Below are 16925 nucleotides of genomic sequence, written 5' to 3' on the forward strand. Positions count from 1 at the left end.
CCACGGCGGCCGTGTCGCGGCGGACACGCGCGCCAAGGAATCCGCTGGGCCGCCGTGCGTTCCATGGACGTGGGGGCCCCTGGCACGCCGACTGCTCCCCCAGGGGCATGACCTTTCATCGCCGCGGCGCTTTGCCGGACGCCACCCCGGGAGCTATCGTTCGAGCCCTCGCCGTGGACACCCCCTCCCACCCCGCCACACCGCCCCCGGCCGCCGTCCGCGCCGCCGAGGGCGAGGAGCCGCCGCGCGTGCGCCGTCGCCTCTCCCGCAAGTCGAAGCGGCTCCTCCGCGCCGCCGCCCTGGCCGTGCTCGCCGGCGGCCTGCTCGGCGGCGGCCTGCTCCTCGCCTGGACCCGGGAGCTGCCCGCGTTCGACGGCCTGAAGGACTACGAGCCGCTCGTCTCCACCCGCGTGTTCGGCGCCGACGGCGAGGAGGTGTTCCAGTTCGCGCGCGAGCGCCGCACCGTGGTGCCGATCGACGGCATCCCCGACGTGCTGCGCAAGGCGGTGCTCGCCGCGGAGGACGCGCGCTTCTACGAGCACGAGGGCGTGAACTACCTCGCCATCGCGCGCTGCGCGGCGAAGGGGCTGCTGGGCGGCGGCGTGAAGTGCGGCGGCTCGACCATCACGCAGCAGGTGGTGAAGACGTTCCTGCTCCCCACCGAGTGGCGCGTGAAGCGGAAGGTGAAGGAGCTCGTGCTCGCGCCGCGGCTCGAGCAGAACCTGACCAAGGACGAGATCCTCTACCTCTACCTGAACCAGATCTACTTCGGCCACCGGCGCTACGGCGTCGAGGAGGCGAGCCGCTTCTACTTCGGCAAGGGCGTGAAGGACCTCACGCTCGGCGAGGCGGCCGTGCTCGCCGGCGTGATCCAGTCGCCCATGCGGTGGTCCCCGGTGAACCACCCCGCGCGCGCCAAGGAGCGGCAGCGGTACGTGCTGCGCCGGATGATGGAGGAGGGCTTCATCACGCGCGCGCAGGCGGAGGCCGAGGCGGCGCGGGCCATCCGCACGCGCCCGCCGCCGGAGGATCCGCCCGGCGCCTGGTACGCGGACGCCGTCCGGAAGTACCTGGACGAGCGCTACGGCGCCGAGGCGGTCGAGACGCAGGGGCTGCAGGTGGACGTGGCCATGGACGCGCGGCTCCAGGCGGCCGCCGAGACCGCGCTCGAGGGCGCGCTGCGCGCGGTGGACAAGCGCCAGGGCTGGCGCGGCCCGCTGCTCCACCTCGACCCGCCGCGCGCCGCCGCGGCGCTCCCGCTCTGGCGCAAGCGGCTCGAGGCGATCGAGCCCGGCCCGGGCGAGGTGTACGTGTGGGACCTCGGGCGCGTGAACCCCGACCAGATCGAGCCGGGGGAGGACGAGGAGCAGGAGCGCGACGTGGCGCGCATGGCGCGCGCGCGGCGGCTCGAGGACGGCGGCATCTACGCCGGGCTGGTGCGGGAGGTGGACGACCGCGCCGCGGTGGTGGACCTGGGCAACGCGCGCGGCGAGGTGACGCTGGCGCAGGCAGGCTGGGCCCGCAAGTGGAACCCGACCTCCGCCACCGCCGCCCCGAAGAAGCTGTCCTCGGTGCTGCAGCCGGGCGACGTGGTGAACGTGCGCGTGGTTCCCGGGAAGGTGCCGGCCGCGCGCACCGCGGCCGCCGGCAAGCCGGTGCCGCTCGCGCTGGAGCAGACCCCGCTCGTGCAGGGCGCGCTGGTGGCCATCGACCCGGCCACCCGCGGCGTGCGCGCGCTGGTGGGCGGGCTCGACTTCCAGGCGTCGCAGTTCAACCGCGCCACGCAGGCGCGCCGGCAGCCGGGCAGCGCCATGAAGCCGTTCGTGTGGGGCGCCGCCATCGAGTCGCGCCGCTTCACCCCGGCCACGGTGGTCTACGACACGCCCGACCTCTACCGCGACCCGTGGACCGGCAAGGAGTGGAAGCCGCGCAACTTCGAGAAGGACCAGTTCGACGGCCCCATGCTGCTGGCCTCGGCGCTGGCCCACTCCAAGAACACCGTCTCGGTGAAGCTGGTGGACGCGCTCGGCGTGGATGCGGTCATCGGCTTCTCGAAGCGGATGGGCATCGCCTCCGAGCTGCCGCGCAACCTCACGCTCGCGCTCGGGACCGGCGAGGTGCTGCCCATCGAGCTGGTGAACGCGTACGCGAGCCTCGCGGCGAACGGCTTCCAGACGCCGCCGCTGGTGGTGCTGCGCGTGCGCGACCGCACCGGCAAGGTGCTGGAGGAGCAGCGGCCGGTCGCGCCGCCCGCGCCGTCCCGCGACGGCGCGGTGGTGGTGACGGCCTCCGCGGTCGAGCCGGCCGGCGCCCCCGCGGCGCCCGCCGCCGCGCCCACCGCCGCCGCCCCGGGCGCGGCCCCGGCCCCTGCCGACGCCGCCGCCGGGGCGCTCGCGGCCGCGGCCCCGGCGGTCGAGGGCGCGGGCGCCACCGCCGCGCCGGCGCCGTTCCCGGTCCCGACCTCCGGCACGCGGCCCGACGTCTCGTACGTCGTGACCTCGATGCTGCGCGGCGTGATCGAGGGCGGGACCGGCGCCGCCGCGCGCGTGCTGGGACGGCCCGCCGCCGGCAAGACCGGCACCGCCCAGGATCACCGCGACGCCTGGTTCGTCGGCTACACGCCGGAGCTGGTCGCGGGCGTCTGGGTCGGCTTCGACGACCACTCGCCGCTCGGCCCGCGCGAGACCGGCGCGGTGGCGGCGCTCCCGGCCTGGATCGCGTTCATGCAGGCGTCGCTGGGCGGCAGGCCCGCGAGCGACTTCGACCCGGTGCCCGGCGTCGAGGTGGCGCGGGTCGATCCGCAGAGCGGCCTGCTGGCCGCGCCCGACCAGGCCGGCGCGCCCGCGCTGCCGTTCCTGTCCGGCACCGCGCCGGCGCAGGAGGCCTCGTCGCACCCGGGCTCCGCGCCGCAGAACTTCTTCATGGACGACCATTGACGCCGCGGGCGGCCATCCCCGTGCTCCCGCCCGCGCTGCTCGCCGCCCTCGCGCTCGCCGCCCTCCCCGCCCACGCGCAGGCGCCCGGCGCCGCGCTGCCGGCGCTCGCCGCCGCCGCAGAGGCGCTCGCGGACGCGCTCGGGCCGCCGCCGGACGGCCGCCGCGCGCTGGCGCTCTCGGTGGAGACGCGCGCGCGGGCGCTGGCGTCGCCGCTCGAGGCCGCGCTGGAGGCGGCGCTCGCCCGCCGCGGCTATGCGGTGACCCCGGCGCGCGTCCCGGCCACCGAGGCCGAGGCGGCGGCGCGCGCCTCCGGCCAGGACTGGCTGGTGCGGGTGCAGGCCGGGCTGGTGCCGGGGCGGCGCGAGCTGTCGCTGGTGGGCGAGGTGATCCCGGCCTGGGCGTCCTTCTTCCTGCAGCACCGCCCGGGCGCGCGCGCCATCCCGCCGCGCCTCGTGCAGGCCCGCGCGGCCGCCGACCCGGACACGCTGCTGCTCGCCCGCGAGGACCGGCCGGCCGGCGCCGGCTTCGCGAGCGTGCGCGCGCTCGGCCAGGTGCCGGACGAGGTCCTGGCGCTCGCGGTGGGCGAGCCGGGCGAGGGCGGCGTCCGCGCGATCGTCGCCGTCACCTCGACCGAGGCCTGGGTGCTCTCGGCGGGCGGTGCGCCGGTGGCGCGGCGCGCGCTCGAGCCGGGGGAGCGGACGCCGGTGCGCGCCCCGGCCGCCGCGCTGGCGCTGGGCGAGTTCGGCGGCGGGCGGATCGCGGTGCGCCTGGCGGGCGCCGCGCGCGGGGAGGTGCTCGCGCTCCGCGACGGCGCCCTCCAGCCCGCGGGCGCGCTCGACGGCACGCCGGTCTGCGCCGCCGACGGCGTGCGCGTGTGGGGCGCGTTCGCGCCCGGGCGCGGCGAGCTGCTCGACCGGCTCGCCGCCGATCCCGCGAGCCTGACGGCCGCGCCGCCTGCCGCCGCGGGCGCCGCGCCGGCCGCGCCGCGGCGCCTCTACCGCGTGACGGCGGCGCCGCACGGCGGGCGCGTGGCCGTCGCGGCGCTGGGCGTGGACGGGCGGCTCGACCTGCTCGGCCCCGACCTCGCGCCCGCCGCCGCGCCGCTCCGGGGCGTGGGCGCGGGCCTCGCGCTCGCGGACCTCGACGGCGACGGCGCGCCGGAGCTGGTGGCGTCCGAGCCCGGCCCGGGCGCCCCGGATCGCGTCCGGGTCCTGCGCACCTCCGGCGGTCCGCCGCTGCTCGAGTCCGGACCGGTCGCGGGGCGCATCCTGGCGGGCGCCGGCGGGGACCTCACCGGCGACGGCGTGGACGACGCGGTCCTCGCCTCGGTGGCGGCCGGCCCGGACGGCCGGCCGGTCACGACGCTGCTGCTGGTGAGCGCGGACGCGCGGGAGGCCCGGTGATCCGGCGCGCCGCCGCGCCCGGCCTCGCGCTCGTGGTCGCGCTCGGCGCCGGCGTCCCCGGCCCGGCGGCGGCCGCGATCCCGCCCGCCTCGGGCGGCGAGCTCCGCGTGCTGCTCCCCGCGACGCCGCGCGTCGGCGATCCGGCACAGGCCACCGCACCCCAGGACCTCGCGCTGGTGCGCGCGCTGCAGGCCACGCTCGTGGAGGTCGACGCGAGCGGCGGCCTCGCCCCGGGCCTGCTCGCCGAGCTCCCGGCGCCCGAGCCGGGCGGGACCGCCTACCGGCTCCGCCTGCGCCCCGGCCTGCGCTTCGGCGACGGCACGCCGCTCCGCGCCGCGGACGTGGCGGCCAGCCTGGCGCGCCTGCTCGCCCGGAGCGGCCCGGCGCGCGAGCCGTCGCCGCACGCCTGGGTGCTGCTGCCGGTGCTGGGCGCGGACGCGGTGCTGGAGGGGCGCGCCGCGGCGCCCGCTGGCCTCGAGGTGCTCTCGGAGCTGGAGCTGCGCGTCGTGCTCGCGTTCCCGTTCCCGGAGCTCCCCTGGGCGCTCGCCGCGCTCCCGTCGGCGGTGGTGTCGTCGCGCGGCGCGGGCGCCGGCCCGTTCGTGCTCGACGGGCACGACGCGGGCGCCGTCCGGCTCGCGCCCAACCCGCACGCGGTCCGCGGCCTGCCGTTCGCGGATCGCCTGCTGCTCGGCGCCGCCGACGCGCGGGGCGCGGCGCGCGCGCTCGAGCGGGGGCAGGCGGAGCTCGCCATCCGGCCGGAGGCGGTCTCGGACGGCGCCGTCCCCGCCGCGCCGCTCACCGTCACGGTGCTGGCGCTGCAGCGGTCGCGCCTGGGCGCGGGCACCGAGGCGGTGCGGCGCGCGGTGGAGGCGGTGGACCGTGCCGAGCTGGCCCGCCGGTTCGTGCGCGGCCCCTCCGTGCCGCTCGAGACGCTGGTGCCCCCGGCCATCCTGCCCGGGCGGCCGCGCCCGCGCCCGGGCCGGCTCGCGACGGCGCCGGCGCCGCGGCAGCTCACCCTGCTCGTCCCGGCCGGCGCGCCCGAGGCCCTCGCCGCCGCGGATCGCCTTCAGGTGAAGCTCCACGACGCCGGGATCCGCGTGTCGGTGGAGACCGCGCCGCCGGAGCGCCTCGCGGCGCGCCTCGCCGCCGGCGACTGCGAGGCGGCGATCCGCTCCGTCCCGGTGCTCGGGCTGCGCCCGGCGCTCGCCGCCGGCCAGGTGGCGCTCGCGACCCGCGGCCCGGCCGCCGCGCGCCAGGCCATGGCCGCGCTCGCCGGGCTGGAGGGCCCGGCCGCGCTGGCGCGCGCCGCCGAGCTGGAGCGGTCGCTGGACCTCGTGCCGCTGTTCGCGTCCGGCCAGCGCGCCTCGCCGGCGCCGGCGCTCCAGGGCGCGGCGCCGCGCGCCGACGGCGGGATCGACCCGGGCGATCTGTGGCTGCTGGGGGGAGGCGCGCCATGACGCTCCGCGGAAAGCTCGCGCTCGCGTTCTCGCTGTTCGCGGCGGTGCCGCTCGCCGCCACGCTCGTGCCCGTGTCGCGGGCGCTCGGGCGCGCGCTCACCACCGAGCACGCCGCCCGCCTGGACGGCGCCGCGACCGCCGTGCAGAAGGAGCTGGCGCGCCTCGGCGAGCACGCCGCCGGGGCGGTGGCCGACCTGGCCCGGGCGCCGGAGCTGGAGGCGCTCGCGCGGGACCGGTCGGCGGACGGCGCCGAGCTCGCGGAGGCGGCGGCGCGCGCCGGCGAGTGGATGGGGCCGCGCGGCCTGGACGTGCTCGCGGTGCTGGAGCCGGACGGGCGGGTGGTCTCGTCGGGCCACCTGCCCGGCCGCGCCGGCGATCCCGACCCGGAGCTGGGCGACCTCGCCGACGCGGTGCGCCCCGGGCGCGCGCTGCCGCGGGTCGTCTCGCGGGCCGGGCCGGAGGGCGTGGAGCCGGTGCTGGCGCTGGTGGCCTGGGCGCCGGGGCCGGGCGATCCGCCGCTGCGGGTCGCCGGCGGCGTGGCGCTCACCGAGGCGCGCGCGGCCCGCCTGGCCGCGCTGACCGGCGGCGCGGTGGTGATCCGCTCGGCGGACGGCGAGGTCGTGGCGGCCGCGTCGGCGGAGGCGCCCGGGCCGGCGCGCGGCTGGCGGCGGCTGCGCCTGCTGTTCGGCGGCCTCTCCGCCGCGCCGCGCCGCACGATCCCGCTCGGCCCGGCCGACGCCCCGGTCGCGCGCGTCGAGGTGTCGCTCGCGTCCGAGGGGCTGGCCCGCGCCGAGACCACGGTCCTGCTCGCGTTCCTGGGGGCGCTCGCGGCGGGGGTGGCGGCCGCGGCGGCGCTGGGCGCGGTGGTGGCGGCGCGCATCACCCGGCCGCTGGAGGGGCTGCGGGCCGCGGCGGCGCGGGTCGCCGGCGGAGACCTGGCCGCGCGCGTCGAGGTCCGCGCCGGTGGCGAGGTGGGCGAGCTGGTCCGGGCGTTCAACGCCATGACGCAGGACCTGGCGCAGGGGCGCGCCCGCCTGGCGCAGGCGGAGCGCATCGCCGCCTGGCGCGAGGTGGCCCGCCGGCTGGCGCACGAGATCAAGAACCCGCTCACGCCCATCGCCATGAGCGTGGAGACGCTCCGCGAGGCGCACGCGCAGGGGCGCGCCGACTTCCCCGAGATCTTCGACGAGGGCACGCAGGCCATCGGCGAGGAGGTCCGGCGCCTGAAGCGGATCGTGGACGAGTTCAGCCGCTTCGCCCGCCTGCCCGCGCCGGAGCGCAGCGAGGTGCCGGCGGAGGAGCTGGCCTCCGCGGTGCTGGCGCTGTTCCCGGCGGCGCCCCCGGGCGTCGAGGTCGAGCGGGCCGTCGCGCCGGACCTCCCGGCGGTGCTGGCCGACCGCGACCAGATCATGCAGGTGCTGCTCAACCTGGTCCGGAACGCGCTCGACGCCATGCCGTCCGGAGGCCGGCTGCGCCTGGTGGCGCGCCGTGACGGGGATGCGGTCGCGTTCGAGGTGTCCGACTCCGGCGCGGGGATCGCGCCCGCCGACCTGGAGCGGGTGTTCGAGCCCTACTTCACCACCAAGCCCGGCGGCACCGGGCTCGGGCTCGCCATCGCGCGCCGCATCGCCGAGGAGCACGGCGGCGCGCTGGAGGCGGCGTCCACGCCCGGCGCCGGCGCGACGTTCACGCTCAGGCTGCCGGTCGCCGCGCCGGCGGTGCGGCAAGCGCCGGGCGCGTGACCGCGCGGCGAAGCCGCGCCCGCGCGCAAGGCCCTACCGCACCGGCGTCGCCTTGAGGGCGGTCTTGCCTTCCTTCACGTAGACCTGGAAGCGGACCGTGCGGCAGCCGTACTTCGCCACCAGCGTGGCGCGGTTCTGCTCGAGCTTCTGACGGAAGCGCTCGTAGGTGAGCCCCTCGACCGGCTCGCCGCACTCGCCGCGCACCCGGAGGAAGTCGCGGAAGACCTCGCGCCAGTGCTCCTCGTCGGTCGGCGGCTCCGGCGCGGTGGCGCGCGCGGCGGCCTGCAGCAGGTCTGCGGGCGCTGCCTGCGGCGGGTCGGGCACGATCGCCGGCGGCGGGCGAGCCGGCGGGGCGGGCACCGCCGCCGCCGCGAACGCGCCGCCCTGGAGCGCGCTGACGTCGAGCCGCTGCGTCGCGCCGGCGGCGGGCGGCGGGGGCACCGGGGCGGGCGGCGGGCGCGGCGGGAGCTGGAAGCTCTCCGGCTCGGGGGCGGGCGCCGGCGCGGCGAAGAACTCCTGCGTCAGCGACGGGGCCGGGCCGTGCGCCGCGGCGCCGGCCGCCTCGGTGGCCCGGTTCAGCGCGGCCGAGAGCGTGCCCATCTTGCCGGCCATGGCCGGCGCGCGGGCGCCGAAGTCGCCGCGGCCGATCCGGTCCGCGGCGGCGAGGAGGTCGGCCGGCACGTCCGGCGCCGGCTCGGCGCTGCGCACCAGCACGCCGAACAGCAGCCCGAGCACCAGCAGGACCGCGAGGAGCGCCGCGCCGTTCCACTGCAGCCGCACCACCGGCGCGAGCGCCGGCGCGGCCTGCGCGGACACCACCAGCGCCGCGTCCTGCACGCCGGCGACCGGCACCGCCAGCACCCGGTGCGCCGGGGCGGCGCCGGTCAGGAACCCGTGCGCGCCGATGGAGACGCCGAGCACGTCCACCTTCACCGGCGCGAGCCGGCCCGCGTCGCGCTCGCGTCCGGCGCCCCCGCGCGCGGAGGCCGCGAGCGCGTCCGCGCCGGCCGGCGCCGAGGACGCCACCTTCGCGCCCGGCACGGCCAGGGTCAGGTCCACGCCGGTGCCCGCGGCGACGCCGCGCAGCCACGCGGCGTCGAGCGGGACCACGACCGCGAGCGCGCCGGACGCGCCGGCCGGGACGGCCACGGCGACCGCGAGCCCGCCCTGCGCCCGGGCGTACACGCGCCGCGCCTTCCCGGCGAGCGCCTCGCGCAGCGCGGCCACCACGTCGGCGTCCGCCGCCGGCTGGGCCGCGCGGCGATCCAGCTCGGCCGCGTCCACCGCCACCGCGCGGGCGCCCGCCAGCGCGGTTCCCAGCTCGGACTGCGCGGCGGCCAGCGCGGCCGCGGCCGCCGCATCGAGCGCGGTCCCGCGCGCGACCGCGTCCGGCTCCGCGGCGGCGACGCCCCGCGCCTTCCCCGCGGCGGCTGCCGGGGCGAGCGCCTGGAGCAGCGCGCCGTCGCGGGCGGCGAGCGCTGCGGCGCCGTTCGCCTCGGCCTGCAGCGCGTGCTGCGCCGCGGCGAGGCGGGCCGCGCCGGCCTGCAACCGCCCGTCGAGCTGGCGCAGGGCGCTCGCCCGGAGGTCCGAGGTGAGGAGGTGGAGCGAGGCCGCACCGGCCCCGACCACGATGAGCGCATAGAGCCAGAGCTTGAGCCGGTTCATCGTCCGCCCTTATAGGCGGCTGCCGAGGGGGTGTCAAACCGACCGCCGACCGAGCGAGCGCCCCTTTTCTTCCGTGTTCCCGGGCAGTTCGACGGCCGGCCCGGGTTCACGCTCAGTGGACATAGCCCCCGGACCGGGACGGCGCGGGTGCGGGCGCTGCGCCCGGGCCGGGACGGGGCGCCACCCGCTCGCGACCTGTCACGTCCGAGTACACCTTTCCTCCGTACGCTGATGTTTCAACCTGGATCGGGCCGCCCGTCCCGCCCGTCCGTCTCCCCGGAGACCCACCTCGTGAAGCGACTCCTCCTCGCGCTCCTCCTCGCCTCCCCGCTCGCCGGCCGCGCCGACGAGGGCATGTGGACCTACGACGCGTTCCCGTCGGACCGCGTGGCCCGCAAGTACGGCTTCGATCCGTCCACCGCGTGGCTGGACCGCGCCCGCCTCGCCTCCGCCCGCCTCGCCCGCGGCTGCTCGGCGTCGTTCGTGTCGGACGGCGGCCTGGTGATGACGAACCACCACTGCGTGCACGAGTGCGTGGAGGAGCTCTCCAGCGCCGGCAAGGACCTGGTGGCGACCGGGTTCCTGGCGCGCACGGGCGCGGACGAGCTGCGGTGCCCCGCGATGCAGGTGGACCAGCTGCTCCGGATCACCGACGTGACGAAGCGGGTGCACGGCGCGCTGGCGGGCCTCCAGGGCGCGCGCTTCAACGCCGCGCTCTACGCGCAGAAGGCCGCGATCGAGAAGGAGTGCCAGGGCACCGACCCTGGCCTGCGCTGCGAGCTGGTGGAGCTGTACCACGGCGGCGTCTACAGCCTGTACCAGTACCGCCGCTACGACGACGTGCGCCTGGTGTTCGCGCCCGAGTTCGCCATCGCGTTCTTCGGCGGCGATCCCGACAACTTCATGTTCCCGCGGTACGACCTCGACGTCGCGTTCATCCGCGTGTACCAGGGCGGCAAGCCGGCGCGGACCCCGGACCACTTCACCTGGTCGCCCGCCGGGGCCCCTGCCGGCGCGCTCACGTTCGTCTCCGGGAACCCCGGCAAGACCGAGCGGCTGCTGACCGTGGCGCAGCTCGAGTACGTGCGCGACCACGCGCTGCCGGACGCGCTGGAGCGGCTGGCGGAGGAGCGCGGCCTGCTCACCGGGTTCCAGCTCACCGGCCCGGAGGCGAAGCGCGTCTCCACCTCGCGGCTCTTCTACAACGAGAACAGCGTCAAGGCGCGCCGCGGCCAGCTCGCCGCGCTCCGCGATCCGGCGTTCTTCGCGACGAAGGTGGCGGAGGAGAACAAGCTCCGCGCCGCGCTCCGCCGCGACCCGGCGAAGGCCCGGAAGTACCTTCCGGCCTGGGACCGCATCGCGGCCGCGCAGGTGCGGGCGCTCTCGCTGGAGATCCCCTACGACTGGCTCGAGCTCCTGCCCTCCGGGCGCAGCCGGATCGGCGGCGACCTGTTCTGGATGGCGCGCCACCTGGTGCGCGCGGCGGACGAGCGCAGGAAGCCGGACGGCGAGCGGCTGAAGGAGTACCGCGACACCGCCCTCCCCTCCCTCGCGGACAGCGTCACCAGCACGGCGCCCATCGACGCGGCGTACGAGACGGTCCGCCTCGGGTTCTGGCTGGAGAAGGTGCGCGAGCGGCTCGGGACGGATCACCCCGCGGTGAAGCACGCGCTCGGGACCGCCTCGCCCGCCGAGGTCGCGCGCAAGGTGGTCGCCGGCACGACGCTGCGCGACCCGGCAGTCCGCAAGGCGCTCTGGGAAGGCGGCGCGGCGGCGGTCGATGCCAGCAAGGACCCGCTCCTCGCGCTCGCGCGCGCCGCGGACGCCGACGCGCGCGCGGTCCGCAAGCAGTGGGAGGACGAGGTCGACTCGGTCGAGATCCAGAACCAGGCGCTCATCGCCCAGGCCCGCTTCGCGGTGTACGGCCGGAGCATCTACCCGGACGCCACCTTCTCGCCGCGGCTCTCCTACGGCCAGGTGAAGGGCTGGAAGCAGGACGGCCGCGAGGTGGCGCCGTTCACCACGTTCGCGGGCGCGTTCGAGCGCCACACCGGCAGCGAGCCGTACGCGCTCCCGAAGAGCTGGCTCGACGCGAAGCCCCGCCTCGACCTGGCCACGCCGCTCGACTTCGTCACCGACAACGACATCATCGGCGGGAACTCGGGCTCCCCGGTGTTCGACCGCGACCTCCGCATCGTGGGGCTGGCCTTCGACGGGAACCTGGCCTCGCTCGGCGGCGACTACGGGTTCGACGATTCGGCGAACCGCGCCGTGGCGGTCCACTCGTCCGCCATCGTCCACGCGCTGGCGCGCATCTACGGCGCCGACCGGCTGGTGTCCGAGCTCGGCGCCGCGCCGGCCGGGACCGCCGGGGCGGCCCCCCCGCCGGGCGCCACCCGCAGCACGAAGTAGCCGGACGGATCGCCGCGGGCCCGGGTGCCGCCGAGGCGCCCGGGCCCGTCCATTTTGCCGCGCCGCCCCGCCCAGGGCCCCTGATATCCTCCGCCGCCTCAAGGAGATCGCCGTGACCGCTCCCGCCTCCGCCCTCGATCGCTTCTTCGGCCTCCGCGCCCGCGGCACCACCGTGCGGCGCGAGATCCTGGCCGGCACCACCACGTTCATGACGATGGCGTACATCCTGTTCGTGAACCCGGAGATCCTCGGGAACGCGGCGGGCGCGGGCCACTTCGCGGCCATCCTCACCTCGACGGCGCTGGTGGCCGCGGTCATGACCGCGGCCATGGGGCTGTTCGCGAACCTGCCGCTCGCGCTCGCCTCGGGCATGGGGCTGAACGCGGTGGTGGCGTTCGGGCTGGTGCTGGGCAAGAAGCTCACCTACCCGCAGGCCATGGGCGTCATCGTGGCGGAGGGCCTGCTCATCACGCTGCTGGTCGCCACCGGCCTGCGGCAGGCGGTGGTGCGCGCGGTGCCGATGACGCTGAAGCGCGCCATCGGCATCGGCATCGGCCTGTTCCTCGCCATCATCGGCTTCAAGGGCGCCGGCTTCATCTCGGCGGGCGGCGCGCTGCTGCAGCTCGGACCCGAGGGCGCCGCGGGCCGCCTGGCCGGGTTCCCGGTGGTGCTGTTCGCGCTCACGCTCGTGTTCACCGCCTGGCTCGTGTCGCGCGGCGTGCGCGGCGCCCTGCTCATCGGCATCGCGGTCTCCACCGCGGTGGCGGTGGCCGCGAAGGCGGCGTTCGGCGGCGCGGGCTTCGCCCCGCACGTCGCGAACCTGCCCAGCTCGATCTTCGGCCTGCCCGACTTCTCCATGCTCGGCCAGGTGGACTTCTCGTTCGTGACGGTCCTCGGCTGGCTCGCGGCCTCCCTGGCGGTCTTCTCGATCATGCTCTCCGACTTCTTCGACACCGTCGGGACCGTGGTCGCGGTGGGCCAGGAGGCGAAGTACCTGGACGAGAACGGCAACTTCCCCCGCGCCAGCACGGTGCTGATGGTGGACTCCCTCGCCGCGGTCGCGGGTGGGCTCGCCGGCGCCAGCTCGGCGACGACGTACGTGGAGAGCGCCGCCGGCGCGGCCTCCGGCGGCCGCACCGGGCTCACCTCGGTGACCACGGCGGCGCTGTTCGCGCTGTGCCTGTTCATCTCACCGCTCGCCGGCATCGTCCCGCCGCAGGCCACCGGGGCGGTGCTGGTGCTGGTCGGCTACATGATGATGCGCGACGTCGGCGCCATCGCCTGGGACGATCCCACCGAGTCGATCCCCGCGTTCCTGACGGTGACGGTGATGCCGTTCACCTACTCCATCACGAACGGCATCGGCGCCGGGTTCGTCTCCTACGTGCTCCTGAAGCTCGCCGGCGGCAAGGCGCGCCAGGTCCACCCGCTCATGATCGCGGCCTCGATCGCGTTCGTGGTCTACTTCGCGATCGGCGGGTAGGCGGCGGGCCGGCGGCCCGGCCCCGGGGGGCGCCGGGCCGGCCCTGGCCGCTCACGCGTCCCGCGGCACCGCGATCATCCGCTCCAGCGCGCGGCGCGCGCCTGCCGCCACGTCCGGCTCGACCCTGACCTCGTGCTTCCCGCGCACCAGCGCGTCGCGGATCATGAGCAGGTCGATCATCTTCATGTACGGACAGTGCATCCGGCAGCCGATGCAGCCGTCGGCCACGATGAACTCGCGATCCGGCCAGCGCTTCTTCATCTGGTGCACGATGCCGTGCTCGGTGGCGACGATGAACGTCCGGGCCGACGGGAACTTCTCCACCGCGGAGATCATGGCGGTGGTGGAGCAGACCACGTCGGCGACGTCGATCACGTCGGCGCGGCACTCCGGGTGCGCGATGACCACCGCCTCGGGGCGGCTGGCGCGCACCTTCTCCACGTTGGCCGAGCGCAGCACGTCGTGCACGGGGCAGCAGCCGTCGTAGACCACCACCTCCTTCTCCGGCACCTTCGCCGCCACCCACCGCCCCAGGTTCCGATCCGGCGTGAACAGGATCTTCTGCTGCGGCAACGAGCGCACCACCGAGGCGGCGTTCGCACTGGTGCAGCAGACGTCCGAGAGCGCCTTCACCTCGGCGGTGGAGTTCACGTAGGTCACCACCGCGTGATCCGGGTAGCGCGCCTTCCAGTCCTCCAGCGACTCGGCCGTGATCGAGTCCGCCAGCGAGCAGCCCGCCGACAGGTTCGGCAGGAGCACGCGCTTGTCCGGCGCCAGCACCTTCGCGGACTCGGCCATGAAGTGCACGCCGCAGAACACGATGGTGGACTGCGGCACCTTCTGGCCCACGATGGCGAGCTGCAGCGAGTCGCCCACGTGGTCGGCGACGTTCTGTACCTCCGGTAGCTGGTAGTTGTGCGCCAGGATGACCGCGTCCTTCTCCTTCGCCAGGGCGCGGATCTCCGCCTCGAGCCCGGCCACCTCGGCGGCGGGGAGGTCGCTGCCGCTGACGGGGTGCGCGACGGGGTCGTGGATGGGGACGACGGGCAGGGTCATGGCTTCACCCGGGCGCCGCGCGCGGGCTTGATGTCGCCCGTGCCGGCGGGAAAGAGGCGCCAGAACTCGCGGCGCACGAGGCCGACCAGGGTGGCCGACTTGGAGAACCCGTGGTATCGGGCCACCGCGTCGAGCATCGTCACGTCCTCGTCGGTGGCCGAGAAGCTGCGGACCTTGGCGGCCCGGCCGCCCGGTCGCTCGCCGTTCTTGCGGTTCATGCGTCGCGCTTCCGGCATGGTCGAAAAGTTATATAAACGTTCGCGAAGAGCTACGCATCCTACGATGCCTGCGCGCCCCGGCGCAACCCGGGCCGGTCCCCCGTGCGCCGGGCCTTGCGCGGAGGGGCGGGACCGGGCATCCCTGCCGGCGTGCGCCTCGTCGTCACCACCCCGCTCCGCCCGTCCCCCGAGGAGGAGCGCGCCGCCGTGCTCGCGGCCGGGCGCTACGACCTGCCCTACGCCGCACGCGGCGGACGGGCGCTCACCCGCGTGGTCGCGGCGGCCGGCGGCGAGGCCGCGCTGGTGCTCTCCGCGACGCGTGCCGTGCTGGTGGCCGGCGGGGCCGAGCACGCCTGGTCGCCGGGCATGGGCATCCTCAGGATGAAGCGGGTGCTGGCGGCGCGGGCCTCGGGTCGGCCGGCGCCGCCGCCCGATCGCGATCCGTTCACCGAGGCCGCAGGCCTCGAGCCCGGCGACCGCGTGCTCGACTGCACGGCCGGGCTTGGCGCGGATGCGCTGGTCGCCGCGGCAGCGGTCGGCCCGCGCGGCGAGGTGCTGGGGATCGAGTCGTCGCGCGCGCTCGCCGCCTGGACCGGTGAAGGGATGCGGCGGCTCGAGCACGAGCCGGCGCGGCGGGTGGAGATCCGCTGCGCGGACCACGCGGCGTTCCTCGCCGGGGCGGCGGATCGGTCCTTCGACGTGGTGGTGTTCGACCCGATGTTCCGGCACGCGCGGGCGGAGCCGGGCGGGTTCGACGTGGTCCGGCGGCTCGCGGACGCGCGGCCGCTCGCGCCGGAGGCGCTGGTCGAGGCGCGGCGGGTGGCGCGGCGGTGGGTGCTGGTGAAGGACGGCGCGCCGGGGTGGGATCTGGCGCGGCTCGGGCTGGTGCCGCTGCCGAGCGCGCGGGGGGCGCATCGGTATTATGCGAGGGTCGCGGCGGGGTGAGGGCCGGGGGGCTGGGCTACGAAGGTCCGGCGGCGTTCGGGACCGGGGCTGCTTGGCCGGAACCGGGGGCGGCGGGATCGGCTCGCGAGAGGCCTGAGGGGCGGGGCGCGGCACGCGGGGACGCGCGCGAGGGCGGGCACGGATGGCGGCGTCGCGCGGCTCGGGCGAGCGGAGGCGTCGACCGCGAGGGCGGGCACGGGCGAGCGATGACGAGGCGGCCGCGTGGGCGGGCGGGCACCGAACCGAGAGTGAACCCGTTTTTCTACGATGAACGCTTGACCGCGTTTGCGCTCGGAGTGGCCCGCGCGCGCGGACGTGCGTGTGCGCAGCCCTCTCGCGCGCTCCTGAGGCGACGCTGCGGCGCGCGGACGTGAGCCGAGGGGGCGCGGGCCCCTGCTTGCGTTCGCGCGTGCCGGGCCGTTCTCGCGCGTTTTACGATGCGCGAAATTCGCGTGCGATGCTTGTGTCATGGACATCGCACTCGAGTTCACGAAGCGTCTCGTCGTTCTCCTTCGCTCCGAGCGCCACGCCATGGCGGAGTTCCTGGTCGCCCTCGCGGAGTTCGACCGCAGGGGGCTGTGGAGGGAGCGCGGGCACACGTCGCTGTTCTCGTTCCTCCATCGGGAGCTGAAGCTCTCGGCGGGGTCGGCCCAGCTCCGCAAGACTGCCGCGGAGCTCATCAACCGGTACCCCGGGGTCGAGCGCGCGCTCCGGGACGGCAAGCTCTGCCTGTCCTCCGTCTGCGAGCTGGCGAAGGTGGTGACGCCGGAGAACTGCGCCGACGTCCTGCCCCGCTTCTTCGGGCTGTCGAGCCGCGACGCCGCCGCCGTCGTCGCTTCCATCCGGCCGGTCGAGAACCCGCCTCGACGCGAGGTCGTGGTTCCGCTCCGGGCCGCTGTTCCTGCGGTGCTCCCGGTGGCGGCATCGCGCGATGCCGAGTCGCCGGAACCCGCGCGGGTCGTTTTACTTCATGCGCATGAAACGGAGCCGGCCTCCCCGGCCACCGACTCGGTCGCGCCCGCGGATCCGTCTGATTCCGCTCGCGGTGAGCCTGTCGAACCGCGAGCCGCGGGGACGTGCCCGGTTGCGCTCACTCCCGGCCTGCCCGCTGCCGCCAGGCCCAGCTCGGTGGACTGGCTCGACGGGGATTCCGCGCGGATGCACCTCACCGTCTCCAAGGCCTTCCTGAAGAAGCTCGACGCTGCCCGCGATGCGCTCTCCCACGCGATGCCCGGCGCCTCCCGCGAGAACGTCCTCGAGGCCGCGCTCGACGTGCTCCTCGCCGACCGCGCCCGGCGCAAGGGGCTCACCGCCCGGCCGCAGAAGAAGGCTCGCCCCTCGAAGCCGGACCACATCCCGGCCCACGTCCGCCGGGAGGTCTGGGCGCGGGACGGCGGGCGGTGCACCTTCGTGCTTGCGTCGGGGGAACGCTGCGAGTCCCCGCACCGGCTCGAGCTCGACCACATCGTGCCACGAGCGCGCGGCGGGGGCTCGACGGCGGACAACCTCAGGATCCGTTGCCGGGGCCACAACCTCGCGGAGGCGCGCCGGGTCTTCGGGGACGCGCTGATGGACGGGTACGCGCCGAGGCAAGCCGCAGCGCCATAG

11 protein-coding genes are annotated in these 16925 nt (G+C 76.9%); 8 read left to right on the plus strand and 3 right to left on the minus strand.

The window, feature by feature from the left end:
* The first annotated feature begins 173 nt into the window (after nucleotides 1-173).
* From ANAEK_RS17200 to ANAEK_RS17215, 4 genes are read left to right on the plus strand one after another with little or no spacing between them, the layout of a single operon-like run.
* Complete coding sequence (locus ANAEK_RS17200) at nucleotides 174-2936, plus strand: penicillin-binding protein 1A (protein ID WP_012527407.1); 2763 nt, start codon at nucleotides 174-176, stop codon at nucleotides 2934-2936.
* Nucleotides 2933-4339, plus strand: a complete 1407-nt coding sequence (locus ANAEK_RS17205) for a VCBS repeat-containing protein (protein WP_012527408.1) — start codon at nucleotides 2933-2935, stop codon at nucleotides 4337-4339. The genes ANAEK_RS17200 and ANAEK_RS17205 overlap by 4 nt, the downstream gene beginning before the upstream one ends.
* Nucleotides 4336-5796 (plus strand): ABC transporter substrate-binding protein, encoded by a 1461-nt coding sequence (locus tag ANAEK_RS17210; RefSeq protein WP_012527409.1) that lies wholly within the window; start codon nucleotides 4336-4338, stop codon nucleotides 5794-5796. Before ANAEK_RS17205 ends, ANAEK_RS17210 begins: the two co-directional genes overlap by 4 nt.
* Nucleotides 5793-7538, plus strand: a complete 1746-nt coding sequence (locus ANAEK_RS17215; protein WP_012527410.1) for a PAS domain-containing sensor histidine kinase — start codon at nucleotides 5793-5795, stop codon at nucleotides 7536-7538. Before ANAEK_RS17210 ends, ANAEK_RS17215 begins: the two co-directional genes overlap by 4 nt.
* A gap of 33 nt (nucleotides 7539-7571) precedes the next feature.
* Here the strand turns inward: ANAEK_RS17215 and ANAEK_RS17220 are convergent, their stop codons facing one another.
* Nucleotides 7572-9203 (minus strand): MXAN_5187 family protein, encoded by a 1632-nt coding sequence (locus ANAEK_RS17220; protein WP_012527411.1) that lies wholly within the window; start codon nucleotides 9201-9203, stop codon nucleotides 7572-7574.
* Between the two features lie 291 nt (nucleotides 9204-9494).
* Here ANAEK_RS17220 and ANAEK_RS17225 point away from each other — a divergent pair, with 291 nt between their 5' ends.
* Both ANAEK_RS17225 and ANAEK_RS17230 read left to right on the plus strand, forming a co-directional pair.
* A complete protein-coding gene (locus tag ANAEK_RS17225; RefSeq protein ID WP_012527412.1) occupies nucleotides 9495-11615 on the plus strand; it encodes a S46 family peptidase in 2121 nt (706 codons plus the stop codon).
* A gap of 112 nt (nucleotides 11616-11727) precedes the next feature.
* Entirely contained in the window at nucleotides 11728-13098 is a 1371-nt protein-coding gene (locus tag ANAEK_RS17230) for an NCS2 family permease (RefSeq protein WP_012527413.1), read from the plus strand.
* A gap of 51 nt (nucleotides 13099-13149) precedes the next feature.
* Here the strand turns inward: ANAEK_RS17230 and nadA are convergent, their stop codons facing one another.
* A complete protein-coding gene (gene nadA, locus ANAEK_RS17235) occupies nucleotides 13150-14154 on the minus strand; it encodes a quinolinate synthase NadA (RefSeq protein WP_012527414.1) in 1005 nt (334 codons plus the stop codon).
* A complete protein-coding gene (locus ANAEK_RS17240) occupies nucleotides 14151-14390 on the minus strand; it encodes a hypothetical protein (protein WP_232288260.1) in 240 nt (79 codons plus the stop codon). The genes nadA and ANAEK_RS17240 overlap by 4 nt, the downstream gene beginning before the upstream one ends.
* 132 nt (nucleotides 14391-14522) lie before the next feature.
* Between ANAEK_RS17240 and ANAEK_RS17245 the strand changes: the two genes are divergently transcribed.
* Nucleotides 14523-15317: a class I SAM-dependent methyltransferase gene (locus ANAEK_RS17245; protein WP_012527416.1), complete on the plus strand. Its 795-nt coding sequence runs from the start codon at nucleotides 14523-14525 to the stop codon at nucleotides 15315-15317.
* A gap of 468 nt (nucleotides 15318-15785) precedes the next feature.
* Nucleotides 15786-16925 (plus strand): HNH endonuclease, encoded by a 1140-nt coding sequence (locus ANAEK_RS17250; RefSeq protein WP_012527417.1) that lies wholly within the window; start codon nucleotides 15786-15788, stop codon nucleotides 16923-16925.

It is taken from the genome of Anaeromyxobacter sp. K, assembly GCF_000020805.1.
GTDB lineage: Bacteria > Myxococcota > Myxococcia > Myxococcales > Anaeromyxobacteraceae > Anaeromyxobacter > Anaeromyxobacter dehalogenans.